17 protein-coding genes are annotated in these 25,361 nt (G+C 61.1%); 10 read left to right on the forward strand and 7 right to left on the reverse strand.

Features of this window, described 5'->3' with window-relative positions:
* From ACYCFC_RS18295 to ACYCFC_RS18315, 5 genes are read right to left on the reverse strand one after another with little or no spacing between them, the layout of a single operon-like run.
* The gene (locus ACYCFC_RS18295) at positions 1–1,995 is read right to left on the reverse strand and encodes a vWA domain-containing protein (RefSeq protein ID WP_459652499.1); all 1,995 of its coding nucleotides are present in this window, start codon (positions 1,993–1,995) and stop codon (positions 1–3) included.
* Complete coding sequence (locus ACYCFC_RS18300; protein WP_459652500.1) at positions 1,992–3,038, reverse strand: flagellar basal body-associated FliL family protein; 1,047 nt, start codon at positions 3,036–3,038, stop codon at positions 1,992–1,994. The genes ACYCFC_RS18295 and ACYCFC_RS18300 overlap by 4 nt, the downstream gene beginning before the upstream one ends.
* Before the next feature lie 3 nt (positions 3,039–3,041).
* Positions 3,042–5,756 (reverse strand): putative virulence factor, encoded by a 2,715-nt coding sequence (locus ACYCFC_RS18305; RefSeq protein ID WP_459652501.1) that lies wholly within the window; start codon positions 5,754–5,756, stop codon positions 3,042–3,044.
* Positions 5,753–8,815: a virulence factor SrfB gene (locus tag ACYCFC_RS18310; protein ID WP_459652502.1), complete on the reverse strand. Its 3,063-nt coding sequence runs from the start codon at positions 8,813–8,815 to the stop codon at positions 5,753–5,755. Before ACYCFC_RS18310 ends, ACYCFC_RS18305 begins: the two co-directional genes overlap by 4 nt.
* A gap of 15 nt (positions 8,816–8,830) precedes the next feature.
* Positions 8,831–10,225, reverse strand: a complete 1,395-nt coding sequence (locus tag ACYCFC_RS18315; protein ID WP_459652503.1) for an SrfA family protein — start codon at positions 10,223–10,225, stop codon at positions 8,831–8,833.
* Positions 10,226–10,452: 227 nt separating this feature from the next.
* On the opposite strand from ACYCFC_RS18315, the gene ACYCFC_RS18320 reads away from it, so the two are divergent.
* The 3 genes from ACYCFC_RS18320 to ACYCFC_RS18330 all read left to right on the forward strand — a co-directional run bounded on the left by ACYCFC_RS18320 (position 10,453) and on the right by ACYCFC_RS18330 (position 12,538).
* Positions 10,453–11,313: an NYN domain-containing protein gene (locus tag ACYCFC_RS18320; protein WP_459652504.1), complete on the forward strand. Its 861-nt coding sequence runs from the start codon at positions 10,453–10,455 to the stop codon at positions 11,311–11,313.
* A gap of 118 nt (positions 11,314–11,431) precedes the next feature.
* Positions 11,432–12,268, forward strand: a complete 837-nt coding sequence (locus ACYCFC_RS18325; RefSeq protein ID WP_459652505.1) for a hypothetical protein — start codon at positions 11,432–11,434, stop codon at positions 12,266–12,268.
* A 39-nt stretch (positions 12,269–12,307) separates the two neighbouring features.
* Positions 12,308–12,538: a hypothetical protein gene (locus tag ACYCFC_RS18330; protein WP_459652506.1), complete on the forward strand. Its 231-nt coding sequence runs from the start codon at positions 12,308–12,310 to the stop codon at positions 12,536–12,538.
* A 411-nt stretch (positions 12,539–12,949) separates the two neighbouring features.
* Here ACYCFC_RS18330 and ACYCFC_RS18335 read toward each other — a convergent pair whose 3' ends face one another.
* Positions 12,950–13,195 (reverse strand): hypothetical protein, encoded by a 246-nt coding sequence (locus ACYCFC_RS18335; RefSeq protein WP_037045104.1) that lies wholly within the window; start codon positions 13,193–13,195, stop codon positions 12,950–12,952.
* Positions 13,196–13,519: 324 nt separating this feature from the next.
* Between ACYCFC_RS18335 and ACYCFC_RS18340 the strand changes: the two genes are divergently transcribed.
* The 7 genes from ACYCFC_RS18340 (at position 13,520) to ACYCFC_RS18370 (ending at position 24,802) form a co-directional block, all read left to right on the forward strand.
* Positions 13,520–13,990, forward strand: a complete 471-nt coding sequence (locus ACYCFC_RS18340) for an antitoxin Xre/MbcA/ParS toxin-binding domain-containing protein (RefSeq protein WP_037045105.1) — start codon at positions 13,520–13,522, stop codon at positions 13,988–13,990.
* Complete coding sequence (locus ACYCFC_RS18345) at positions 13,987–14,478, forward strand: RES family NAD+ phosphorylase (RefSeq protein ID WP_037045108.1); 492 nt, start codon at positions 13,987–13,989, stop codon at positions 14,476–14,478. Before ACYCFC_RS18340 ends, ACYCFC_RS18345 begins: the two co-directional genes overlap by 4 nt.
* Positions 14,479–15,073: 595 nt before the next feature.
* Positions 15,074–17,353 (forward strand): AAA family ATPase, encoded by a 2,280-nt coding sequence (locus tag ACYCFC_RS18350; RefSeq protein ID WP_459652507.1) that lies wholly within the window; start codon positions 15,074–15,076, stop codon positions 17,351–17,353.
* A 57-nt stretch (positions 17,354–17,410) separates the two neighbouring features.
* Positions 17,411–18,718: a condensin subunit MukF gene (locus ACYCFC_RS18355; RefSeq protein ID WP_459652508.1), complete on the forward strand. Its 1,308-nt coding sequence runs from the start codon at positions 17,411–17,413 to the stop codon at positions 18,716–18,718.
* Positions 18,715–19,395: a chromosome partition protein MukE gene (locus tag ACYCFC_RS18360; RefSeq protein WP_459652509.1), complete on the forward strand. Its 681-nt coding sequence runs from the start codon at positions 18,715–18,717 to the stop codon at positions 19,393–19,395. Before ACYCFC_RS18355 ends, ACYCFC_RS18360 begins: the two co-directional genes overlap by 4 nt.
* Complete coding sequence (gene mukB / locus ACYCFC_RS18365) at positions 19,392–23,816, forward strand: chromosome partition protein MukB (protein WP_459652510.1); 4,425 nt, start codon at positions 19,392–19,394, stop codon at positions 23,814–23,816. Before ACYCFC_RS18360 ends, mukB begins: the two co-directional genes overlap by 4 nt.
* A complete protein-coding gene (locus ACYCFC_RS18370) occupies positions 23,816–24,802 on the forward strand; it encodes a Wadjet anti-phage system protein JetD domain-containing protein (RefSeq protein WP_003302600.1) in 987 nt (328 codons plus the stop codon). The genes mukB and ACYCFC_RS18370 overlap by 1 nt, the downstream gene beginning before the upstream one ends.
* Positions 24,803–24,824: 22 nt before the next feature.
* Here ACYCFC_RS18370 and ACYCFC_RS18375 read toward each other — a convergent pair whose 3' ends face one another.
* The gene (locus ACYCFC_RS18375; RefSeq protein ID WP_023086883.1) at positions 24,825–25,055 is read right to left on the reverse strand and encodes a helix-turn-helix domain-containing protein; all 231 of its coding nucleotides are present in this window, start codon (positions 25,053–25,055) and stop codon (positions 24,825–24,827) included.
* Positions 25,056–25,361: the final 306 nt, after the last annotated feature.

The following is a 25,361-nucleotide window of genomic DNA, read 5'->3' on the forward strand; positions in this document are numbered from 1 at the left end:
TCAGGGCATCATTTCCAGCGGAACCGGATACACGTTGTCGCGCGCGTCACTGTCCTTGGCCAGCGCTACCCAGCGGTCCACATCGGCGTTGTAGCGCTGGTAATGGCGCAGCTTGGTGCTCAGGGTGCGGATGAATTTCTCCTGAGCCAGGCCGTCCCAGCTTTTCCAGGTTTCCTCGTCCAGGTTGAGCACTTCGCTCTGGTAGGGCAAGTCTTCCAGGTACTCGCCGAGCATGCCCAGCTCCGCCAGCCGGGTGTTGTCGCCCTGCTTCAGCTGGTTGGGGTCGGCGCCCATGGTGGCGGCCACCGAGCGCAGGCGCTCGAACATCTCGCTGGGCGAGATCAGGCCCTGGTTGGCGGCGTCGAGGATCTGCTTGAGCACGTCGCTGAGGTCGCTGAGCTGGGATTTGGTCAGTAGCACGCGGACATCGGTGGTCGGCAGGTTCTGCTTGATCAGGTCGCGGTCGCTGATCCAGGCCTGGAACACCGGCGGCGCCTGGGTGCCGGTCTTCTGTCCGAGATAGGCCAGTTGCATGGCGTGGCCGATCAGCGCGGCGTCGTCGAGCATCTTCTGCTCTTCGCTGCTCGCGGCCTGCGGTTCCGCCTTGGCATTCAGCGCGCTGCCGATGGCTTCGTCGCCCATGTAGGCGGCCTTGACCTGGCTGGTGATGGCGCTGGCCAGGGCATCGACCTTGCGCCCGAAGGCGTCCAGATCGCCGGCATTGACCGGGTAATACAGCGAGGTATTGGTGCCCGGATAGGTCGACAACGCCTGATACTGGGCCTCGGCCTTGCCGTGGTTCTTCAGGCCGGCGGCGGTCTTCAGGTGCAGGGTATAGATCGCCACGCCGGGGTTGCTGGCCTCGATGCGTACCTGTTCGGCGCTGAGGCCGGTCCCGGACAGCTTGCTGTCGCCCTCGATGGCGCCGGCGTCACTGATCAGCACCACGTAGCGGGCGCCGAACTGGCTCCAGTCGACCTGATCGATGGCGTGCATGACCCCGGAGTAGGCATCTTCGTCGAAGCTGCTGCTCGATACCCTGGCCTGCCGGAGCTCGGCGACCTTGCTCAGGAAGTCGGCGCCGTCCGTGACGGTGTTGGGGTCAGCGTACATCTTGCTGACGTACTCCAGGCCCGGTACGGCCTGGGTGCTGGAGCGGAAGGCGACCAGACCGAATTTGACCTGCTTGCCGAGGTTTTCCACGGCGATCTGCGCGTAGACCTTTTTGATCGCCTCGCGGGTGCGCTCGATATAGGGGTCCATGGAAATGGTCGAGTCGATAACGAACACCACCGCCGCGCTGAATTCCTTGAGCTGGCTGGTGATGGCCGGTTGGCTGGTGCCGCCGGTTGTGCCCGTCGTGCCCGCCGCGTTGCCGCCGGGCGTGGATTGCGTGTCGGCCTTGCTCACCGAGGCCACGTTGAGCAGGCGCATGCGGAAGCCTTCTTCGCTCATCACCTCTTCGCCGCTGAGCACCGGCAGCAGGTAGAACTCCTTCTGCAGATCGACGAAGAATTCCGGCTCCTGAGCCAGTACGCCTGGCGCCGGCTGGCCCTGCTTGAGCTTGGCCCGCAGCGGCGCGACATGGCTGACCGGGTCGGGCGCATCGAGGATGCCTTCCAGGGTCGGACGCTCCTTGAAGAACAGCAGGCGGTCACGATTGGCCGGGTTGGTGAAGGCCAGGGTCAGCTGCATCTTCCAGTCCACGGTACAGGCCGCCGGCAGCCAGCCGATGCTCTTACCGTAGCTGTCCGGGCCGACCCGCAGCCACTCGGCGTTGCCGGCCTGAGCCCGCTCGTAGACGTAGAAGCGACTGAACGCCGGCTGTGCTTCACCATTGCCGCCGGCAGTGGCGCTCAGCTGGCAGTTGGGCGTGGTCAGCACGCGCTGGAACAGGGTCTGCTTGCCTTCTTGCAACAGGGGCTTGTCCGCCGCCTGCAAGGTGGCGCTGGCGCATAGCGCCAGCAGGGCCGCACAGGAAATACGCAGGCTCACGGCTGCAGCTCCTCGAAGCGTTGCCGGGCCTGGGCGTCATCCGGGACCGAGGCGAGGATGGTTTCGTACCAGTAGGCCGCAGTGGCCGCATCCGGCTCGGCGAAGCAGGTGCTGGGCTGGTGGAACTGAGGGTCGTATTCGCGTGCATAGGCATGGGCGATCTGCACATCGCCGGCCTGGGCGCGGTTGGCGTACAGGCGCTGGGCGATACCGCAATGGCCCGCAGTCTTGGCGGTGGCGATGATCTCAAGCAGCGCGGCGCTGTCCGGTGCCTCGCGGATGCAGTTCTGCACGAAACTCAGCTCGCTCTGGCTGGCCATGCTTTCCAACGTGCAGGGGCCGGCGGCGACTGGCTCGCTGGCCGCGGCGGGTTCGGTTGCTGTGGGCGGCGTCTCGACCGGCGTTTCGACCGCCGGCTTCTTCAGCCAGAACCAGAGGCCCAGAGCGATTGCCAGCAAAACCAGCACGCCCAGGATCAGCGGCAGCAGGCTGCGCTTCTTCGCCGCTGGCTCGGGGCTGACAGGCTCAGCGACAATCGGCTCGGGCTCGACGCTGATCGGCTCCGCGGCAGGTTGCGGCTCGGGCAGCTCCAGTGTCGGCAGGTCCGGGATTTCCACAGCAGGCGTCTCAGGAACGGCGCTCAGGTTGCCGCCATCATAGAGGGCGCGCGTTTCGCCACCGGCAATCGACGACAGCAGGCCCTGGCCGGGGCGCACCACGCCCTGGTCAGCGAGGCCGCCATCGAGTTCGCGCAGCTCGATACGGTAATTGGAGCTGCCGCTGCCTTCGAGCAGGGGATCGACCACTTCGGGACCGATCGGAGTTTCCAGCACGTCCTCGTCGGCGCCCTGGTTGAAGCGCGGCACCTGGAACCAGAACGGGTTGTTGCTCCACTGGCGGTTACCCTGCAGGTAGAGTTGGTCCTGGTTGCGCTGGATGGAAAACTCCAGTCTCTCGCTGGCGCCGCGCCATTTCTTCACGGCCAGCCGGGCCTGGCCGGGAATGTTCGGCTCAAGGGCCAGCAGATCGACACGTATGGTCATGAATTATCTCGCTTGGAAGGACTGCAGCACACGGCCCAGCCATTCATTCTGTTCAATGGTGATTTCGCGTCCGGCGCTGTGCCCGGCATTGTCCTCTGTGATCCGGTACAGCCCGGATAGCCAGTCGCCGAGGAACAGCTTGGACTGGTTGGCTGGCTGCGCGGGCAGCTCGGGTAACTGACCCGGCTGCGGATGGCGATAGAAGGCGAACAGGTGATCCTTTTCGCCGATCAGGCTCTTGGGTCGCTCCTCCACTGGTTTTTGCAGGTTGCCGAACCAGGACACGTAGTCGCGCAGCATCAGTTGCACTGTCAGCACCTGGCGTTGCACCAGCTGGTCGCGTCGCGCGCCGCTTTGCGCGCGCTGCTGCAGCGCGCGGCTGAGCTGGTCGGGCACATCGAGGCGGTAGGCGGCGGTGATCAGCTCGTCCACCACGGCCTCGACGATCTTGCGCTCAAGGCCCAGCAGCGTGAGCAGGTTCTGGCGGTTGCTCAGCTCGCGCAGGTGGCTGATCCAGGCCTTGAACACGGCCCTGGCGAAACGGTGCTCGCTGCTCTGCTGTTGCGGTGCCGCTACCTTGGCCGTTGGCGCTGAGCTGCTGGCGCCGCTGTCTGCAGCGAATACATCGCCGAAATCGAAGCCGCCATCGTTGCCGTACAGACTTTGCGGGGCGGCCTGCGCCACCTCTTCGGTGCCTTCGGGCGCTTCCTCTTCCACTTCGTAGGCGCCGCTCAGATACAGGTCGCGCACGCTGTCACCGGGCAATTGCAGATGGTCGATCAGCTCGCCGAGCACCGGTAGCCTGCGGCCCAGATCCTGCAGAATCATCTGTGCCTGGGCGCGCTTGAGCGCCAAGGCCCCTTCGCCGTCCTTGTGATACCAGCCGTCGAGGCTGTGCAGCAGGTCAGCCTGGCAACGCTCCAGCTGTTCTTCGATGCGGTTGAGCTTGAAGTCGAGATGGGCGACCCGGCCCAGGTACTGGCTGATGCGCTGGATGCCGCCGTCGTTCAGCGCCATCATCGCCGCCCAGGCTTCGTCCGGCTGGGCGATGTGTTCACGCACAGCCGGCGCCTCGACGAAGGTGCGACCCAGCAACTGCAATTGCTGCTGATAACGCGCCAGCATGCCCAGTTCGTCGTAGCTGCCTTCCGCCATTTCGACGAAAGTGGCCATCGGCAGGCGTGGCTTGCGCACTAGGTAAGTGTTGTTGAATGGCTGGCCGGCCCAGTTCTGGATCCACTCGTACTGGCCGAAGCGCTCCAGCATGGTCTTCTTCAGCAGGCCGTCCCAGCCCGCAAGAACCATGCTCTCGTCCTGTTCCAGCATGGAGCCGATCTGCATATCGAACATGGTCAGCGCCCAGATCAGGCCGGGGGTGCGCTTGCCGCGTTCCTGGGCGGTGGCGCCCTGGGTCTTTTCGATCCAGCGGGTCAGTACCGGGCCGACATCCTTGACGTCGATCTGCTTGGACGAGCTGGTGCAGACCACCAGGCTGTTCATTTCCTGGCTGTCGGTATAACGCTCAAAGAGGTAGGCGACCTTGCCGCGCAGCAACAGTTGCGACACTGGATTGCCGCCCTGAGTGCTCGCCTGGCTGCCGGCTTCGCTGACCGAGCGGATGCCCAGGCGTCCGCGATAGCCGGGGAAGTCCAGCAGATCGACCTGTTCAACCTGCGGGTCGCGTGTCGGGTTGATGAGCGGGAAGATCATCTCGGCGGTCAGCGCAGCCAGCTGCACCACCGGAATGCCGACTGCCGGCAGCAGGCTCTGGCCCGGCGCCGGGCAGACTTCGACCGGCAGATCGCGACTGCTGCCCAGGCGCTCGAGCATGTCCACGTTCATGATGCTGTCGCGCTGGGAGTAGCCTTCGCCGTCACGGCTGACCAGCACACTCAGCGGTGCGAACACCCGTGGCGCATGGCCCAGGCGCTGCAGCGTGGAAGCCAGCTGGATATAGATGTTGGTCAGCTCCGGCTGCTCGCCCCAGAGAATCGAGAACAGCTCGGCGCGCTGGGTGCAGCTCAGGCGTGGCGCCAGTTCCATTGCCCGCGGCCAGTAATGATGCTCCAGCTTGCGGATCGACTTCTCGAAGTTGTCGCGCAGGTAATCCCACAGCGATACCACGTCATCGGCGCTGACTCCGGCCTGCGCGGCGTTCATGGCGCCACTTTCAAAGGGCTTGAGAATACGCGCGATGCGCGGCTCGTCGAGTTCGTAGTCGACCAGCTCCTGGTTGAAGTCGTTGAACCAGGCGTTGGCCAGAATCTTGGCCAGCTCGATCTCGCTGAACAGCTTGAGCTCTACCGGATGGCTGGCCGGCCCCGACTGCGCTGTGCGGCTGAAGCGGGTGACCAGACCGGTGGCCTCCTTGCCGCCACCCGGCGGGTTCACATGCCTGATGAAATCCAGCCGGGTATCGCCGTAGGTGGTTTCCAGTTTGCCGCTGCCATTCGCCGCCAGCGCCGAGATGAGGTACGACTTGCCGGCCTGGGACAGGCCGAAGAAGCCGATGGTCATGGGCGTGCCGGCTACCCGGCCAAGGCTGCGCGCCAGGTTGCGCGCGCGGTGCAGCTTGAGGTTGAAGCTGTCGGCCTCGCTGTCCAGACGCGGTGCGTTGCCGCGTACTTCGTGAATCCACTCCAGGGCCTGGCCGGCGCCTTCGTGAATGGCCGTCCAGGCGGTGCTCAGTTGGTTCTGTTTGGGGGTCAGGTTGCTCATTTGCGCTTCACACTTCCGCTGTCCAGCCAATACTTGGTATCGCTCAGCCCGGCATCGAGCATGGTGTTCAGCTCCAGCTCCAGGTCACTGCGCGGGTTGAACACGACCTTGCTGCTATTCGATTCGACGTTGGCGATGGCCAGCCGGTCGCTGATCAGGCCTTGCTTCTTGGTGCGTCTGTCGCGGGTATCGAGTTGGAAGCGAATCTTCAGCAGCGGCGCTTCACCTTCTGCATCGGCGCGGGAAAACTTCTCGCGCCCGACCTTGGTGAAACGCAGGGTGTACAACGGCGATGCAGCCCAGCGTTCGGCGGTCAACTGGCGGAAGCCCAGGCGCAGGTCACCGCGCATCTCCAGTTGCGGGGTGTCGGTTTCGTCACCTTCACCGAGCAGTGGCAGGCTGATCTTGCCGTCCTCGGAGACGATGTCGCGGTAGAGCACGTCGGCATCCTTGATGACGTTGTTCAGGTCGATCACGCCGATGTGCTTGATGGTCGAGTAGGGCTTGAGCGCCGCCGAGCGGAAATAGAAATTCGGCACGCTGTGGTTGGCGCACAGCAGGCAGAGCATGGCGCCGACCGAGGCGGTGCTTTTCGGGTCGTCGATCAGGCCGCTCTTGTGGAAGGGATACCAGCCGCCGGTGCGGTAGTTCTGCAGCGGCAGGATGCGCCCCGGTGGCAGCGGCAGCATCTTGCGGATGAACGCCTGCACGCCAGGCAGACGCGAGGGCCGCCCGGTCAGCAGGAGCATGTCGCACGGATACTGAAAGATCACTTCGCACAGGGCGCTGAGCGTCTTGGTCAGATTGATCTTGTCGTTGAGGAAGGCCGCGTGCAGTTGCTGCAGATCGAAGCTGATCGGTACCTGCAGCAGGTCGAACAGCGTCTGCCCACCCACCTCACGGCGTACCGCGCTGCAGACGTACTCCCAGACGCTTTCATTCACCGCCTTTTCACCGAGCAGCTTGGCATAGCTGTGGCTGATGACTTCCTGCGGATGCTCCGGGTCGTACTGCTCGTAAGCCTTGAGCAGGGCCAGGCCCAGCGGGGTGAAGACCTGCAGGTTGAGCTGCTGGCGGAGGATGGCGTCCTGGGCGCTGACCGATTCGTCGCCGCACAGACGCGACATCAACGCACTTGGGCTGCGTACCCCGGAAACCTGCAGAGCCTTCTCGAAGCTGGGCAGGATGAAGTCCTGGATCACGTCCAGCAGGATGTCGTCGCCAGCCACCTTGAAGCCGTCGCGGAAGCGCTGTTCCGGCACTATATGCACGTTGCTGCCGCTGCCGCCATTGCCGGCGCGATCCAGACGGTAATCGGTGATTACCAAGTCGGTGGTGCCGCCGCCGATGTCGATGGTGGCCAGGGTGATGCGTTCGCGGTCGGCCTTGTCCGGGCGCGCCAGGGTGGCGAAGAACTCTTCCGGGTGACCGGCGAATTTCTCGTTGACCTCGGTGTAGAGGTAGACCAGTTGGCCGCAGGAGGCTTCGTCCCACTCGACGCGGATGCTCGGAATCGGTGTGCGCGCGCTGCTGACTTCTTCCTCGTGCGGGTCTTCCTCGCCGGTGTGCCAGCCGAGGCTTTTCCAGACCAGGCCGATGGCCTGCAGCATGCGCTCGTTGAGGATGCTGCGCTCGGCCTGGGGCATGCCCGGCGGCACGGTGAGGATGATGCTGTTGAGCTGGCGCGGCACTCGTGTGTGGCCCTGGCGCGAGCGCTGGGCCGGGCTGTTGATCTGCGACAGCGCCTGGGCCAGGACCTCGGCCAGCATGAAGGTCATCAGCGAGCTGCGCGAGTAGCGCGGCATGAACACCGGCAGGCGGTCATCCTCGTCGAGGCTGTACAGCGCCTCGCCGGTTTCGTTGATCAGGTGCGAGAACGGCGCGGCGGTGGCGTAGGGTTCGCTGTCGCCCTTGATGTAGGAGCAGTTGAAGCGCCAGCCATGGCCGTAGGCATTTTCGTCCCAGAGGTAGCGCTTGGGGCTGGACAGCCCGGTCGAGCCTTCGGTGCCGCGGCGACGGCTGGCCAGACGCCCGGCCTCGCTGCCGACACGGGCGATGGTGGGCCACTGGAAGGCGTCGTGGCGACCGCTCTTGACCGAGAACTGATCCTTGCCGAAGTTGGCCTGGGCGAATTCCACGCGGCTCTCGAACGGCTGGTTGTAGGTGTGTTCGGGCGTGATCAGGTCGCGCAGCTCAAGCACATAGTTGTGCTTGAGGCCCGAGCCCGCCTGACCGTGGTTCTCGATCAGGATGCCGCAGGTGCGCGAGTTGCCGACGTCCAGCACCAGATCCACCGGGATAGGCTTGACCTGGCCATTGACCTCGTTGGCGACTACCTTGATTTCCGGGATTTCCACCTTGGCGCGGGCATTGGTCTGCTGTGCAGCGACCGGGCGGGCCATCAGGCTGAGCAGGTTGAGGTAGTGCGCCAGATGATGGTTTTCGCGCACCTCGATGTCGATTTCCTCGCGCGGGCGATGCGCGTTGCCTTCGCGAAAGACTTCCAGCAGCCATTCCCTGACCCAGCCCTGGTCAAGGAACCAGCGGGTATCGCGGATGTTGCAGGCCAGGCGGAAAGCGACACCGGAACTGACGTCTTCCTGGTTGGGCGCAAGGTAGGCAGTGCCGTCCTGGCGGGGCATAACCCGGCTGTCGAACGCCAGCGTCAGACGATGGCTGTTGCCGTCGATATCCGGCGTGGGCAGCTTGACCAATCGCATGCGTGCCCAGTTGCTCGGGCCTTCGTCGTAGCGATGGGGCGGCATGAAGCGAAAGAAGGGAATCGGCAGCCAGAGGCCGTCGAGCAGGTCCAGGCTGCTCTTCATGTCGAGGCTGAAAGCGGGCTTGGTCTTCTCGATCTTCTCCGGCTCGGGCTCGTAGAAGTAGAAGTCCTTTTCCTCGTTGTACAGCAGGCGGGTCAGCAGGCCGCTGGTCAGTGGGGCGAATTCACCCGGCGGCTCCTTGCGCAGGTCCAGCGCAAGGGCGAAATCCATGAACTGGATGCCGGTATCGCTGATCAGGGTGACCGTATCTTCGAATTGGGTAACTTCAGGCAACATTGGATTCATCCAGTCTTATTCGCCAGCACGGCGCATGGACATCGGGAAGCGTTCGTTTCCGTAGCTGCCCGTGCAGTCCGCGATGCTCTGGGCGCCTTTGGCGCAGGTGACCTGTGGCATGTCGTAATTGCTGCCATCGGCACAGGCGGCTTGCCCCTGGCTGTCGATGGCCAGGCTGCCGTTGTTCATGGCGGCGGTGACCGGGCCGGAACAGTCCACGCCATCCGGACGGCGTACCGTGACCTCACCCTTGCCATCATCGAAACGGTATTGCAGGCGCAGCGGCTTGCCGGTGCGGCGATCCTGGATGCCGGCGCCGGCGCGCCAGTCACCATTGAGGAAGTCTGCCGGGCCGTTGCCGGCCTGCTCGGGAATGCTCAGCGGCTCTTGCGGGTCCAGGGGCAGTTGCGGTGGTTGCGGCTGCTCGGCAGGCTGCGACGGCTCGGGCTGTGGTTCATCAGCCGGCTGCTCAGGCTCCGCTTCCGGTTCAGGCAGTGCCGGCGGCTCTTCGGTGGGTGCCTCGTTCGGTTCCGGCTCGTTACCCGGCCCGGTGGGCTCGGGTGCTGGCGAATCTCCATTGCCCTCTGGCAATCCGGGTGCGCCGTTGGGCCCGCCATTGCCGGCGCCACCTGAGCCGTTCAGGCTCAGCCCGCCAGCCGGCAATGAGCCGCTCGGCAGTTGCGGCGTGGACAGTGTTGGCAGGTTCACCTGGGGCAGGTCCGGCAAGCCCGCATTCGGCATACAGCCGCGCAGCAGGCTGAGCAACAGCAGCGTCAGCAGTAGAAGCAGCAGCGGCCATAGCCACCACCAGCGCCGCCACCAAGGGCGGGTGACGACCGGCACTTGCTCGACGGGTGCCGCCGCCAGTGGAGCCGCCACGCTCGGCGCTGGCGTCACGGGCATGCTGGGCGCCGGCTCGCTGCGTGGATACAGGCAATGCAGAGGTTCCAGGCTGCGGTCGGCATCGGCATGCTGAAAACCCCAGAAGGTCAGTACCGGCTTGCCGTTGACCAGGTAGACGAAACTTTCATCGGGGAAATAGATGACCCGCTTGAGCAGCTTGCCGAACACTGCCTTGTCGCCCTGCTGGTCAGCCGGGTCGCTGCCGAGGAAGCGGGTGCTGAGATCGTCCAGCGCGGCCTTGAGCCTTTCGAGTTGCGGCCTGGCCGGCGCGCGTTCTTCTTCGGTGGCCGAGGTCCAGGGAATCACATCGCCGGTAATGCCGCTGTACCAGTCGATCTGATTGCCCAGTTCGTCGCTCTGGGGTATCGCCAGATGATCGACGAGAGTCGGGTCCTTGCGCCGAATGGCCTCGCGCAGTTGCAGGGCGGCCCGATAGACCGGCTGCCCAGTCTCCCCCAAAGCGGTAAAAGTCTCGCTTTTACCACTGCGTAGCAATGCACCGCGCATCCCTGCTCCAGAACGTGATCAATATGGCGTTCAAACAGAGCCTTGCGCTCCGTCACAATTTGCAACGGACAGTATGGCAAACGGCCTTTCAGGTCAATTTGCCATTAGCGCTTTTGAAAACTGCAGGACGCTTCTATGACGACCGTTGTAGGGTTGCACGCATGGCCCTCTGGCCAGCAGCCGCACGACGGCGTTATGGTCGTGACATCTTCTTCCAGGGATGACCCATGGCCAGCAAGTCCAGCACCCCGCACAAGCAGAAATTTCTTGCCGTACTCATCGATGCAGACAATGCCCCGGCGGCCATCGTCGAAGCCTTGTTCGAGGAGATCGCCAAATACGGTGTCGCCAGTGTCCGGCGCATCTATGGCGACTGGACCAAGCCCAACCTGGGCAGCTGGAAGAAGGTGCTGCTCGACCACTCCATCCAGCCGATCCAGCAGTTCGCCTACACCTCGGGCAAGAACTCCACCGACAGCGCGCTGATCATCGACGCCATGGACCTGCTCTACACCCGGCGTTTCGACGGCTTCTGCCTGGTCTCCAGCGACAGCGACTTCACCCGCCTGGCCGCGCGCATCCGCGAGGAAGGCCTGACCGTCTATGGCTTCGGTGAGCAGAAGACGCCGTCACCATTCGTCTCGGCCTGTGACAAGTTCATCTACACCGAGATCCTCCGTGCCGCCGCCCTGAAGCAGCCGCCGGAAGCGCCTTCGCCGGAAAAGCTCGCCGCCGCCGCTGCCCAGGTCGAAGAGACCGTCAGCCACGTGGCCAAGCCTCTCGGCAAGGCCGATGCCATCAATTGCCAGCAGGTTCCGGTGGATTTCATCGCCAGGGTGCTCGACGATCTTTCCGAGGAAGACGACTGGATCCAGCTCGGCACCCTCGGGCAGAACATCAGCAAGCTGCGCCCGGCCTTCGACCCCAGGCTGTATGGCTGCAGAAAGCTCAGCGACCTGATCGCCGCCGAGCCCAGACGTTTCGATCTGGAGTCACGTGGCAGCAGCGCCACCGGCGGCCTGGACCTTTACGTGAGATTGCGCAAGCCAGGCAAACCGGAGAAGCAGGGCAAGGCTGGCAAGCGCTGATAGACCGCTGTCGAGTATTCAGTTGGTCCGTCTTTAACGGGCCTTTCTTTCATGAAGAGATACGCACATGAGCTTATGGGATGACCTGAAGCAAAAGGCGGTACAGGCGAACCCGGAAATGGCTGAAAAAGCCTCCCAGGCCCTGAACCGCGCGAAGGAACTTGCTGCCGAAGCCAGCCAGAAAGCTGCGCCGGTCATCAAGGAAGCGACGGAAAAAACCTCGGCTTTCGCCAAGGAAAAGACCCCGATCGTAAAGGCCCAGGCCATGAAGGCCTTCGAAGACGCAAAGGCTCACCGCGCGCAATTGCAGGAGAGAGCCAAGCGCGACAAGGCCGCGCGCGAAGAAATGGTGCGCACGATGTACGACATCACCTTGTCGCCGGATGACGAGAACTTCCTTGAGGAAGGGCTCCGGCATTTTCATCACGAACTACGCTTTTTCTCGTTGACCGGCCAGGTTCTGGATACGCAAAAGCGCGCCAACACCCACCTCTCGGCTTCACATTCCCATAGTGCGAGCAATGGCGGGTACGTCTATGGCGGTTATGGTTCCATGGGTGGAAGCGCGCATTCCTCGATGCACGTCAGCAGCTACACCACCACCGAGCATGAGTTCTGGATCAGGTTGGGCGATGGCAGCGAGGCCTGCTTCGGGTTTGCCGACAGCAGCATCCAGATGCGCACGGGACAGTGGCTGACGCTGGTGTTCGTTCACCCGGCGGAGACCACCAGCGGCCTGCTGTGCGCGATCTACAACCATGCGTCGAAGGCCTACCAAGAGGTCATGTCACCGACCGCGATCAACAGCCGCTTCGGCCTTCACACCGAGCAGCCGGGATTCTTCAACAAGAGGGAGGTCATGGCGACCCAGCTGCGCCTGATGAATGAACTTGATCGAAGGCTGACGCTGATTGGTCAGCACGTTGCGATCCACAATCAGGTTCCGGAGCAGTAAGACGAACTGGAGCTGTACGATCTGCTGAAGAAGGACAGCATGACCCAGGACGAGGCACCTTATTCAGGATGGGACACGCCAAACGAAAAAGCCCCGGATTTTCATCCGGGGCTTTTTGCTATGAAGATGGCGCACCAGGCGGGATTCGAACCCACGACCCCCTTCGGAGGCCAATGCGGTACAGAAATCTTGGTTGGCGACAAGCGTTCAAAAATGCCTCTAAGTGCCGTACTGCAAGGGTTTCGTCTTTTACTGTGTCTTGCAGTTTAAGGCTAATAGAGACATCCGAGGGCAGTTACCCTTGGCACAAAAAACGAAATCCGGGATATCGATTTTTGACCACTAGCCAGACCCTGACGCGTCCTACCGTCGTCTCATTGAGCCTGAGTTCTGCTCGCGATCTGCAGCGATCATCGTAACTTAGTGGGGGTTAATAGATCACTGGTACTTGGCGCTGCCCCCGCTCGCATCGGCGCGTGGAATGCACAATTACAGCCGTGCTGCGCCTGAGTTCGCACAAACCTGCTTTTTGTCCTGGGCTGTCACATTTGCGCAACCCAGGAATGTGGTTGGCCAGAGGCTAGCGGCCCTTGTCTATGCATGAAAGTCTTTGCTCCTTGCAGGAGGCAATGGCAGAGCGTCAAGCACCGGGATTCGCGGGCAGCAGGCTGGGTAGTCAGCTCACTCGTCATTGGCGTTTATCTCGGCAGAGATTTTGCCAAACGACTCCCAATGGCCAGCCAGTTCATCAACGCGATCAGGAATGCGCGGAGTCTTACTGAGCACCAGGCAACGGGTGGTGCCTACATATTCCTCAAGCAGGTAGAGCGTGCTTCCAACATCAACTCCCATTTCCTGCAGAACGTCGTCGGGCAGGCGAATGGCGCCATCGCCTTCCCAGTCTTCGATCACCAGATGATGTTTCATCGCGACTCCAGAAGCCGGTTGGATGAGGTGTCCGCAAGGGGAGGCGGCGGCAGGCCGCAGCCAACTAAGTCCTGCGGCGCAGGCTGGCAGCATAGCAAAGAGCGGGTAGGCTCAGAGAGTGGTAACGAACGCGCCGATCCAGCCACTGCTGCCGGCGGGCGAAAACTCACCCAAGCAGCTCAACTGCGCGAGCACCCGGAATGGGACGTCAGGCATGCGCACAATCGATTCAGGCCACGAACAGAGCACCAAGCACTTATCCGCTGCACGGCGCGCCAAATGACGCTACAATAATGCCATATGTCGCATGTGGAGGAGTACGCTATGGTTTCCGCCGACACTCGCACCCGCAAGCCAGCACCTGCCGCTCGTAGGCCAACGGAATATCTTTTCCAAAGTGACTCTGACCAGCTCAGTCCGGTCATGGTCTACAGGCTCACGGTCAAAGGCTTCGACCTGAAAGACGTGCAAGACATGCTTGCGATTTCTGATCTGTATTCGACGAAGAAGATCATGAGTCGCATTGTGGGCAAGTCCATCAGGACGATCCAGCGCCAGGGCAGCAAGCAACCAGCACACCTCAATTCCCAACAGAGCGCTGTGGCGTTCCAGTACGCGAAGGTGCTGGAGCACGCGATCAATGTGTTCGGCACTCAGAAGCTGGCCGAAGAATGGCTAGGGCGTCCTTGCAAGTATCTGGACGGCGACGTGCCGCTGGACGTTATCGACAACCCGGTGGGGTTTCAGGCCGTCGAGGATTATCTGGAGCGTATCGAGTACGGGGTCTATCAGTGAACCCGCTTCCCTGGTCTGGCTCATGGTACGCATGGCGCCTTGACCGCGAGCTCTACAAGGACACCTGGGACAGTGGCATTGGTGCCCACAAGCTGGGTGGCCGCTGGAATCCTCCGGGGCGAAACGTTGTGTACGCATCGGCAGACCCATCAACCGCCATCCTGGAGGTGGCGGTGCATGTTGGCTTCGATGTGCTGGATACGGTTGCGCATGTGCTCACATGCTTTGAAGTGCTCGATCAGAGCCTTATCAAGGTCATACAGCCCGAGGATGTTCCCAATCCTGTCTGGCTGACGAGTGCATCCGCTTCACCTAACCAGCAGAAATTTGCAGACGCCCTGCTGGCCGAGCATCCGTTCGTACTGATCCCATCCGCCGTCACTCGCCACTCTTGGAACTTGCTTGTCAGTCGCGAGCTGGCCGAGGGCAGGTATCGAATGATCAGCCAAGAGCGCTTCGGCCTGGATACGCGCCTCGTTAAGGTCTGAGCCGCTTTGCGCTGGCTGAGCCAGCAGTGTCTTTCAGGTGAACGCCTTTAGATTACGTGACAGCTCTTCACGTAGCTGTAGTACCAGGACGTGTACCGGCCAGAACAAAAGGCCCTACCTGTCCCCCTGATTTACAACTCATCTCTAGCCGCAGCTTCTGACAATTGAACTCGCCCCAGGCCTACTAGCTAACACCGCCCCTATTGAGCTGAAAATCCCGCAATACCACCGGGGGAATTTAATATCCCTATGCCGCATTCAGCTAATCCACCGGCAGTTCATTGATAGGTCATCGAGACTTCGCTCTGTAGCCACCGTGGCTGCGCTCGTCTACCGCAGAATGTCGGTGGCAGTCCTGCAAAAACCACTGACCCGCCACAAGCGCTCACTGGGGCACCTTCGCCGAACTAGCCAAATACACCCTCGTGACGACAGAACTCTCCGCCAAATCGCCCATATCCAGCGTGCGCCTCCGGAATAGATCACTAGACCTCGACTGGTCTAGTCTTTCACTCACTCTATTCGAATGACATTGCAAGCTATATAACGAATAGCCGGCCAGAGATTGGCACCGATTGCCTAGGGAGAGAGGCGAATGATTGAGTCAATACGGATAGTGGGGGTGGCTTCGTATGGACAAGAGGTACAAGCGCTTGATGGGCTGACGAAGTTCAACTTTATCTACGGTGCCAATGGGTGTGGCAAAACCACAATTTCCAGGGTGATCGACAACCCCACTCGTTATCCGAGTTGCCATGTTGGCTGGAAGAGCGGCGTGCCCCTTCAGGCTATGGTCTACAACCGCGACTTCGTTGCACGTAATTTTGGCCCCTCTGCGGAGCTCAAAGGCATCTTCACCCTCGGTGAAAAGAACGTCGACAATCTTGCCAAGATCGCGGCACTCAAGCAGGAATCCGGTCGCTGTAGTGGACGCATCAGCAGTCTGAGGGAGACTCTAGAAGGGCTGGATGGTCTGGGAGGAAAACGCAAAGAACTCGCCGATCTCGAGGCTTGGTTTCAGGAGACATGCTGGGCCCAGAAAAAAAAGCACGATAGTGCATTCGCTTTGGCATTCCAGGGCGTACGCAACAATGCCGAGAACTTCAAGGTCCGTGTGCTGCAGGAGCATGCTGGGAATTCTGCAGCATTGGTTTCGTTGGCCGATCTCCAGGAGAAAGCCAAGACCATTTTTGGCCCCTCACCTATGTTGGAGCCCCGCGTCGTATTGCCTTCGTTCGATGCGCTGTTGTCCCACGAATCGAATCCGATCCTGAGCAAGCGCGTTCTGGGCCGGGAAGATGTCGATATCGCGGCAATGATCAAGGCGCTGGGCAACAGCGATTGGGTGCGGCAGGGCCGGGCTTACTTCGATGAGGCGACAGGAGTCTGCCCTTTCTGCCAGCAAGCCACAGAGGCCTCGTTCGCGGCCAACCTGGAGGCCTATTTCGACGAAACGTTTCTGAATGACAGTCGTGCCATTGATGAACTGGCTAAGACCTATGCCGCGGCGGCCGATCAGCTTTTGGCGCAATTGTCCGAGATCCTTAATGCGCCTTCCCGATTTCTCGATGCGGAAACACTGAAGACAGAAGTGGCGCTGCTGTCTTCTCGGATTGCCCTCAATCGTCAGCATCTTGCCGATAAGCAACGCGAGCCAAGCCAGCTCATTGCACTGGAACCTCTGGCTGACGCTCTGGGCGCGATCTCCCAGGCACTGGCGCTGGCCAACGAGCAGATCGAGTCACACAACGCTACGGTAGCTAATCTGGGCAAAGAAAAGCAGCAATTGGCAAGCCAGGTGTGGAAGCACATCGTCGCCATCGAGCTGGCGCCCGCATTGCAGGATTACTCGACGAAGAAACGAGGGTTGGTGGGTGCGATCACTGCCTTGAACGGCAAGATCGAAGCGGCGGAAGCAGACCGGCGTCAGGTGGAGAAAGAAATAGCTGAGCTGGAGCGTGCGACCACCAGCATCCAGCCGACCATCGATGCAATAAATGCCTTGCTAGCCTCGTTCGGTTTTCATGGTTTCTCCCTAGCCAAGGCAGATAGCGGTACCGCCTATGTGCTGCGGCGACCGGATGGTATGGATGCGAGGGAAACCTTGAGCGAAGGCGAACGTACCTTCGTCACCTTCCTCTATTTTTACCATCTGCTCAAAGGCAGCGATTCGGAAAGCGGCGTGACGACTGACCGTATAGTGGTCTTCGACGATCCTGTGTCGAGTCTGGATAGCGATATCCTCTTCATCGTTAGCAGTCTGATCAAGGCGCTGTTCGATGAGGTGCGCCAAGGAACCGCTCACATCAAACAGGTCTTCGTACTGACCCATAACGTCTACTTCCACAAGGAAGTGACCTTCAACGCCCGGCGCACTGATAGAAATGCGATGCGCAGCGAGGAAACCTTCTGGGTCGTCCGAAAATCTCATCACTCTTCAAGAGTAGAGGCCCACACAAGCAACCCGATAGTCACCTCATACGAACTGCTGTGGGCGGAGGTACGACGGGCCGACCGATCCAACCTTTCAATCCAGAACACCCTCAGGCGCATTCTTGAAAACTACTTCAAGATCCTGGGTGGATCCGATACCGACGACATCTGCAACCTGTTCGAGGGGCGTGAGAAGGTCATATGCCGATCGCTTTTTTCATGGGTCAACGATGGTTCCCACTTCGCACACGATGACCTGTATGTCGCTGTCGACGATGCAATGGTGGAAAGCTACCTGAATATCTTCAAGGCGATCTTCGTCAAGTCCGGGCATTTGGCTCACTACAAGATGATGATGCGAGAAGCATACTCAGACGATTCCGAGATCGCGGCCAAAACTCAGGAACAGCAGGTCAATGCACAGGGGGCCGTCCATGCCTGAACAATATGAGGCTTGGACACATTCATACTGCGTAGCAGAGAAGCCTACTCAGCGCTTATGACAGCATCCGATCCGAATCGCCTTATCGCCTCGCTGGTGCGGGATCAGGTCAATCTTGACCTGAAGACAGCGGATGTCTGCTTTCTCGCAGGTCTGTACCTGAGAGCGGACAAGGCTGGGCTTGCGTCGTTCGAGGAAGATCTGCTGATCGACCTGTTCGAACAGGTCTGCGATGTCGTCGAACCCGCGGCCGAAAATCCGCGCAAGCGCGCGACCCACGCCATTCAACGATTACGCGAGCAGCGCATGCTGGCCCGAGTTGATGGCGCCGGCATCGTACGGGCGGGCGAGTATGCGCTGACACGACTTGCTGCTGCGGTTATCGAATACTTTCTGGCGGATGAGGCCCTGACTCGGGAAAGCCTCAGCCTATTGACCGGTACCTTGCGCGCTCAACTGGCCGACATCCTGGCGACAGCCAGGAAGGCCCATAGCGACGAGGACTGGCGTCAGCGCGTGGTCGCACCTCTGAGGATTACGGTCGGCGACATGGTGGCGGGTATCGAACGTCGGCAGCGGGGGCTTGATGCCCAGCAGGAGGAAATCCAGGCGGAAATCGCTAGCCTGCTGTCGACCGACTGGTTTAGCGCAATCGATCGATGCCAGAGCTTGCTCGACGCAACAACCCACACATTGCGCGAACTCAATGAAATCCTGCTGCGAGACACACACCATTTCGTCGCGTTGCTCCAGGACATTCAGGCGCTAGCCGTTTCAGCAGAAAATGTCGAAGCCGAGGAAGCCGCACAGCGGGTCATCGAACATGTAGACCGGATCGGAGCCTGGGGCGGTGCACGCCAAAAGGCATGGTCCGAGTACTACCAGTATGTACACCGTTACCTGCGCGACGTGGTCAGACTGGATCCTGATCGGGCGCTGAGCCAGCGCTTGCGCGATCAGATCGCGGACTGGGAGAACAGGTCTTTCCATCTATTGGTTGCGCATGCGGGTTCCATCTGCCTGCTGCGTCCACTTGAAGCACGCGTCGAGCGTCCAGCAGTGGCCAGGCCAAGGACTGATCGTGAGACCGAACCAGCCTGGGTGGAAACTGAAAATGCGCTGGCAGACATCGAAGTGATGGTGAGTCGGGCGCTCGACGAGGGCGTAGATACCTTGGCGGGGCTGACGGTGCAGGTACTAGCCACGTTGACCGATGATAGCCAGTACGTGGTTGCGGGCCGGATCGCTGACGCAGCTGCGAGGCTAGCCCGCTTGCGTTCGAGCCGCGAGCGGCCATGGCGAGAGGTGGGCGAAAAGCTCGAAGTCGAGGATTGGACTGTCCAGGGTCGGAGGAAAGTGGAGTGAGCGATGCCGTATTCGATTCTCTGGAAGAGGTGATAGTCGACGAGCGATTCCCCGAGGTGGATCTGATGCTGCGACGTGGACGCCATATCGGCCGAGATGACGGCAGCCTCTATGATTACTTGGTGGAGGCACAGGCGCTGCTCGAACCTTTCTATCGACGTTTCGGTGGCGAGCTGATCCAGCAGAGCGATGGCTATTTCTATTTGCTGCCCAGCGGCGAGCGGCTAGGGCGCCGCCAGCTGTCGGTCGGCGAAATGCTAGTCGGGCAGGTACTGGCGCTGTTGTATCTCGATCCCGCGACTTTGCAGTATGGCGGCATGGCGACACGGGAAGCGCTATTGCAGCGGCTTTCCGGCTTGCTGGGCACCGATGCGCTGGTGCGTACGCTAAATCCGCGTAGACGCAAGTATGACGAACGCATCGCTGCTGAAACTGTGCGTGGGAAGGCGGACGAGGCGCTGCGTAAGCTAGCTGACCTGGGCTTTATCGATGTGGTTGATGCTGCCAGGTTGCGCCTGCGTCCGGCACTCATGCGTTTTGCCGAGCCGGTTCGCGGGCTCGCAGATCCCAGTGACGCCCTAGAGCGGCTGGTTGCGCGTGGCGAGGTATTGTTGGGCGATGCTAACGACATGGATGACGATAGCGGCGACGCGGAGGGGGAGGAAGTGTTGTCATGAGCCGAACACGCGCCGATGCTTTGGCCTTAGTCAATTGGAAAGGTGTCTTCTACGAGCGCTATCTACTCGATCGGCATGTCACTGCGCTGGAGGGCAGCAACGGTGCCGGCAAGACCACGGTGATGATTGCCGCCTATGTCGCTCTGCTGCCCGACATGTCCCGCCTGCGCTTCACCAATCTCGGCGAGACTGGAGCGACTGGCGGCGACAAGGGTATTTGGGGACGTCTCGGTGATCCCGGACGCCCTTCCTACGTGGTGGTAGATTTTGCCCTTGCGGGTGCACAGAGGCTACTGGCTGGGGTACATCTGGAACGCAAAGGTGAACCCTCCGTGGAGCCCACCCCATTTATAGTCTGGGGCCTCGAACCTGCGGTTCGCTTGCAGGATCTGCTGCTGGTTGCACAGGGGGGCGTCGAGTCCGTGCCGGAGTTACAGGAGTTGCGCGACAACGCGGCGCGGCTCGGTGGGCGATTACAATCTTATCCATCCGCCCGGGAGTACTTCGCCGCGCTATTCGATCAGGGAGTCATGCCCCTGCGCCTTGGTACCGATGAGGAGCGCAATAAGTTCAACGATATGTTGCGTACCAGCATGACCGGCGGCATCTCAAGGGTGCTCACTTCGGAGCTACGCTCGTTCCTGCTCAGGGAGCAAAGTGGCCTCGCTGATACCTTGCAGAGGATGCGATCGAATCTGGATTCCTGCCGGCGCACGCGGGTAGAAGTGCAAGAGTCGCGCCGCCTGGAGCAAGAAATCGGCAGTATCTTCGAAGCCGGCCAGGCCATGTTCGCAGCAGCTTTCCTTGCCACCCGTGAACGGGCCGATGAGCTGGCACGCCGGGTAGCCGAGGCGCAGAGCGCACGCGATCAAGCCTTCCAGGCGCAAGAGGGAGCGCGCAGAGTACTCGACGAAACCTTGGCCGAGCTGAATACGCTCGATACTTGCAAAGATGAACTCGACCGCGTACTTGGAACCGCCCGCGACTGGCACGGCAGACTGAAGGACTCCTTAGCGGCGCTACGCAACCTGCAACAATGTGTCTCCCTGCTCGCGGAAGCTGAGACAGCGGCACAACAAGCGGGCAGGCTACGAAGCGAATCTGAAACGTTGCGGACTCGCAATCGCGAGGAACTCAAGCGTGCCCGGGAGGGCTACAAACGCGCTGCCAAGGGGCTCGCCGATCTGCAGCAGGGCATCGAAGAGTTGCATCGCCGGGCTGCTGCTTATCGTCAGGCAATTCGACGGCTACGGGAAGCCGAGGCGCATTTGCAGACCGTACCTTTGCTTCCTGCGCAGTTCGCCGATCAGCTTATGTCGGTACGCCACATGCTCGAATGCGTCGATCAGGAACGTCGGGAGGCAAGGACGCGCCTGTCCGATGCGCTGGAGCATCGTGCGCGTCATGAGCAGCTCATGGAGGCTGTGTGGCGGCTAGCGGGACGGGATGTCGAAATCACCGCTGCGTACGATGTGGCCACCGAAGCGGTGCACCGTCATCGGACACTGAGCGTACTTGCCGAGCAGCTTCCCGACATTGAGGCGAAACTGGCCGAAGCGCAACAGCTGCAGGCCCGGCAGGCCCGGGTGTGTGCAACGGCGAGGGAGCTGGGCGTGGTTCTCACCCAGGCGCCTGCCATTGAAGTCGTCGACGCGTTGCTGAGTGATACTGAAGTCGAGCAATCCACACATGAACAGGCACAACGGGCGGCCAATGAAGAACTTGCTGAGCTACGGCGCCGGCGTGAGGAGCTGCAGCAACAGCATCGGCAGTTAATGGCACGCGAGCCGCAATGGCAGACTTTGGCGGAGTGCGCCGTCCGCATTTCCGATCACCTCGATACCCATGTGACGGACCGGGCCAGTCTGGATGCAGCTCGTGCCTGTTTGAGCACAGAGCACGCCGAGGCAGCCCGGGTCGAACAGGGGGCACGGCATGTACAGGAGCAGCTGCTCCGGGACGCACGTGACCTGCTGTCGGCCGGCGGGCCGTTCTCGCCCGCGTTGCTGCAGCTCAAGGACAGGCTCGGCGCCGAGCTGCTGGCTGGCAGCTACGAAGAAGTGGTGATCGAGGAAGCGGCTGTGCTGGAGGCCCGACTTGGCCCCCTGGCACAGGCACTGGTCGTCGATGATCCCGCTGCGGCAGCTCGTGCCTCTGTCGACCGGCCAGAGGAACTGACAGACGTGCTACTGGTGTCGCGTGATGCCGATCTCTACCGTCTGGCCGATTCCTCCGACACTACGATGGCTAACGAAGGTGATTTGCTCGTCCAAGAAGGGATTGCCCTGCGTATGTCGCGTATTCCTGCCAAGCCGCGGCTGGGACGGCGTGCGCGCGAGAGACGGGCGGCCGAGCTGCAGGCGCAGGCCGAAGAGAAAACGTTCGAACTAGAGAATGCGAGGAGCCAGCGCCGCACGCTGGAACGGTTGCAGGAGAATGGCGACACGCTGCTCGCCGGGCTGGAGGTCTGGCTGGCAGGTGACCCCGCGGACGCCATCATCGAGGTGCAGCAGGCGATCGCCTTGGTCGGTGAACAGATCGAGCGACAGAGCGACATGGCTGATCGCCATGCTGCGGCTGCACAGGCACTGCAACCCCGTATTGGCAGGCTGCGTTCGCTGTTGGCCGAGGCGATTCTGCTTGATCCTCCTGACCACGGCGAGCGGGCGCAGATACTCAGTGAAAGGGCATCGCAGGCAGGCGAGGCCAGGGACTGGGTTACCGCCAACCAAGAGGATGTTCTGTATGTGGAGAACGGACTTGGTGATTTGCGCCAGCTTCCGTTGTCGGACACGGACATAGAGGATCTGACGCGCCACGCCGACACTCTGGAAGGCCGGCGCCGGCAACTCGATGCAGGGATCGAAGCCCTCGAATACCTGTGCGACAACGCTGAGGCGCTCGCCTGGGAGGAAGCGCCGCGCCGGCTCGAAGACTCGCAGGAATTAATACCGGCCCTGAAGGAGCAACTGAGCGAAGCGGAAGGCTTGCAAGAGGCAGCCGAGGAAAGGGTGAGCCAAGCTGAGGCACGATATGACCAAATTACCGAGCACTTCCAAGAAGTGGAAGGCCGACGTCAAATCGCCAGTCAGGAGCATGCGGCTGCTACGACTCGATTCAACGGGATAGGTATCCCTGCTCCGACGGAAGAAGCGGTAGTGGATGCAGCTAAAGAGGTCGTACGGCAGGAAGAATCGCTGCGTGCTCTGGAGCACCGACGACAGGAATTGAATAGAACCGTCGGTACGCAGCAGGAAGCCCAGCGAGCAGCGCAGGAACGCCTGATCGCAGCCGATGAGAAACTCACCAGCGAGCGCCGTGAGGCCGAGCCTGCAACGAGGCGGTGGAGTGAACTACATGATCGGGCACAGCGCCACGGCCTCATAGGCAATCTACTCGGCAATGATCCCGACGGGCCAGGCAGTATCCGCGGCCATGTCAATCTCGTACAGATCGCGACAGCGCGGCGTGACGTCTTGCTAGAACGGTTACGCAACGCACGAGGCGGGGACGCTCTGCTCGCTGAGCTTGAACTGGTACGAAATCCATCGGCAGACGCCGCTTTCGCTGATCCTATTCTTGAACTCTGGCTGGCTGTGCGCGACTGGCTGCGCCACCGCCTGCCGGCACAGGTAGCCGAGGTCGATGACCCGCGCGAAGCACTCATCCGGCTGCGCGACCAACTATCTGACCTCGAAGAGCGTCTCGCCCGTCAGGAAAGCGACCTGCGTGGAGCTAGCGAAGACGTAGCACGAGGCATTGACGTACAGATCCGCAAGGCGCGTGGCCAAGTCACTCGCTTGACCAAGAATCTAGAAAAGGTCAGCTTCGGCAGCATTCAGGGCATCCGTGTGCGCATGCAGGCTGTCGAACGTATGGAGCAGATCCTTCGCGCCCTGCGTGAAGGTGCGGCCCAGGAGCTGCTGTTCCAGGCGGACATGCCGATCGAGGAGGCGCTCGACGAAATCTTTCGTCGCTACGGCGGTGGGCGCTCAGCAGGGCAGCGTCTGCTCGATTATCGGGAATACGTGCATCTGCAGGTGGAGATCCGTCGCAAGTCCGGCACCGAGTGGGAAGTCGCCAACCCGACACGTTTGTCGACCGGCGAGGCGATCGGTGTCGGTGCTGCGTTGATGATGGTAGTTCTCACCGAGTGGGAGCGCGATGCGACCTTGCTGCGCGGTAAGCGCGCTCACGGTTCGCTGCGTTTCCTGTTCTTGGACGAAGCCAACCGCCTGTCGCCAGACAATCTCGGCGTCTTGTTCGATTTGTGTCAGACATTGGATCTGCAGTTGATGATCGCGGCTCCCGAAGTGGCGCGTGCCGAAGGTAATACGACGTATCGCTTGGTGCGCCAGGTGACGCCCGAGGGGCGCGAGGAAGTTCTGGTGTTCGGTCGTCGCACTAGGAGCGTAGGCTAATGTGGCAGACGCCGCAGCAGCGCATCGCTCTGCTCGAGTTGCTGGTGCAGGGGACGCTCAAGCGCCGCGCCTCACAGGTGAAAGCGTATGACACTCTGGCAGAACTATCCTGGATCCGCTCGACCGGCCGGCGTGATCAGATTGCCTTGGTAGAGGCTCGCCGCACTGAACTCGTTGCGCTGCTTGAGCGGGTATGGCCGGACTGGCAGGAAGCGCTGGCGGCACTTACAGCGGGAGGGTTTTCTCCCACGCCTGATGGTTGGACTCGCTTGGAAGATGCGCGCCGCGCAGGGCGGCTTCCGGCGCTGCCAGGACGTCTCAATCGCCGGACTGCAGCCGCGCTAACCGCGCCCCACTCCAAAGCGGTACTGACGCCGCGCCGGCTAGCCGCGCTTGCCGGCACCGAGGCGACCCACGACGGATTGTTACGCTTGCGGCCACCGCGTGGATTGGTGGCACAGACCGAGCAGGGTGTCCTGGATCTATGGAAGCTTGCCCGTTTTCTTGGTGAAGCACCGATCCCGGAGCGGGCCTTCCTTGATGGCCTCACCTTGGAAGGTCCCTTGCGAGCGGTCTTGCTGGTGGAAAACTCTGGCGCTTGGCGTGACCTGCCGATGCTGGACGGATGGCTTTTGGCTCATGTCCCTGGCTGGGACATAGCCACTGTTGTGCATCTACTCGCTCAGGTGCAGCCCGAGGTTCCTGTCGTTCACTTTGGTGATCTCGACCCGAACGGCGTACGAATCTTCCTGAAACTACGAGAGCTTCGGTCGGATCTGTGCTGGTTCGTTCCATCCTTCTGGACCGAGTGCGTCGAGCCTAGGAAGTTGAAAAAGCCATGGCCTGCTGGGCTTGATCTTCGTCATGCGCCCAAGCTGGTGCATGATCTCGTGGACAGAGGTCTTTGGTTGGAGCAGGAGCCTTTGGTGGTCGACTCTAGGATGAGAAGTGCTCTTGAGTCGATCATTCAACTAGTCGCCGATTGAGGGGCTCGAAGGACACCGGTGCTCAGGGATGCGCAACGAGTTGTTCTACCTCGGCGACGATCTCTGCTGCGGTGCAGCCCAGGGGGTTAGCTAGCTTGATCAAGGTGGTGATCGTTGGCTGATTGATGCCCCGTTCCATCAGGCTGACGTAGTTACGCTGCAATTCCGCCTCATGGGCCAATTGCTCCTGGGTGAATCCTGCTTCGACACGCCGTCTGCGCAGGACCTTTCCGAACGCCAATCCGACTTCCACAGATGACTCCCCAAAAGGGAGGACTATCTGGGCGGCGTCATCTCTGGTCTTCACAGTATATTGTGAATTTGGTAAAACGTGACCTCATGGCATGGCGTCACCCCAGCGAATTGCAGGGCTGCCTTCCTACATGCCGTCTTCGTAATCGGCTGTAATTCAGTACAAACGATTAATTGCCGATAAGTAAGCAGTTAAATAGAAGGATGTTAAAAGTATATGAGGATTATTGGCATAGCTGCTTTCGTGTCATTTGCATTGTTTTTGCAGTCAAGAGCCTTCGCTGGCGAAGCTGGAGTTCAGCAACTT

Source organism: Stutzerimonas sp. NM35, assembly GCF_054604355.1.

Excerpts from the sequence above, each read along its gene's own strand:
- ACYCFC_RS18300 (WP_459652500.1), bottom strand. The coding sequence starts at position 3,038 with ATGACCATACGTGTCGATCTGCTGGCCCTTGAGCCGAACATTCCCGGC.
- ACYCFC_RS18330 (WP_459652506.1), top strand. The coding sequence starts at position 12,308 with ATGACCCAGGACGAGGCACCTTATTCAGGATGGGACACGCCAAACGAA.
- ACYCFC_RS18325 (WP_459652505.1), top strand. The coding sequence starts at position 11,432 with ATGGCTGAAAAAGCCTCCCAGGCCCTGAACCGCGCGAAGGAACTTGCT.
- ACYCFC_RS18335 (WP_037045104.1), bottom strand. The coding sequence starts at position 13,195 with ATGAAACATCATCTGGTGATCGAAGACTGGGAAGGCGATGGCGCCATT.
- mukB (WP_459652510.1), top strand. The coding sequence starts at position 19,392 with ATGAGCCGAACACGCGCCGATGCTTTGGCCTTAGTCAATTGGAAAGGT.
- ACYCFC_RS18310 (WP_459652502.1), bottom strand. The coding sequence starts at position 8,815 with ATGTTGCCTGAAGTTACCCAATTCGAAGATACGGTCACCCTGATCAGC.
- ACYCFC_RS18315 (WP_459652503.1), bottom strand. The coding sequence starts at position 10,225 with ATGCGCGGTGCATTGCTACGCAGTGGTAAAAGCGAGACTTTTACCGCT.
- ACYCFC_RS18340 (WP_037045105.1), top strand. The coding sequence starts at position 13,520 with ATGGTTTCCGCCGACACTCGCACCCGCAAGCCAGCACCTGCCGCTCGT.
- ACYCFC_RS18320 (WP_459652504.1), top strand. The coding sequence starts at position 10,453 with ATGGCCAGCAAGTCCAGCACCCCGCACAAGCAGAAATTTCTTGCCGTA.
- ACYCFC_RS18370 (WP_003302600.1), top strand. The coding sequence starts at position 23,816 with ATGTGGCAGACGCCGCAGCAGCGCATCGCTCTGCTCGAGTTGCTGGTG.
- ACYCFC_RS18355 (WP_459652508.1), top strand. The coding sequence starts at position 17,411 with ATGACAGCATCCGATCCGAATCGCCTTATCGCCTCGCTGGTGCGGGAT.
- ACYCFC_RS18305 (WP_459652501.1), bottom strand. The coding sequence starts at position 5,756 with ATGAGCAACCTGACCCCCAAACAGAACCAACTGAGCACCGCCTGGACG.
- ACYCFC_RS18350 (WP_459652507.1), top strand. The coding sequence starts at position 15,074 with ATGATTGAGTCAATACGGATAGTGGGGGTGGCTTCGTATGGACAAGAG.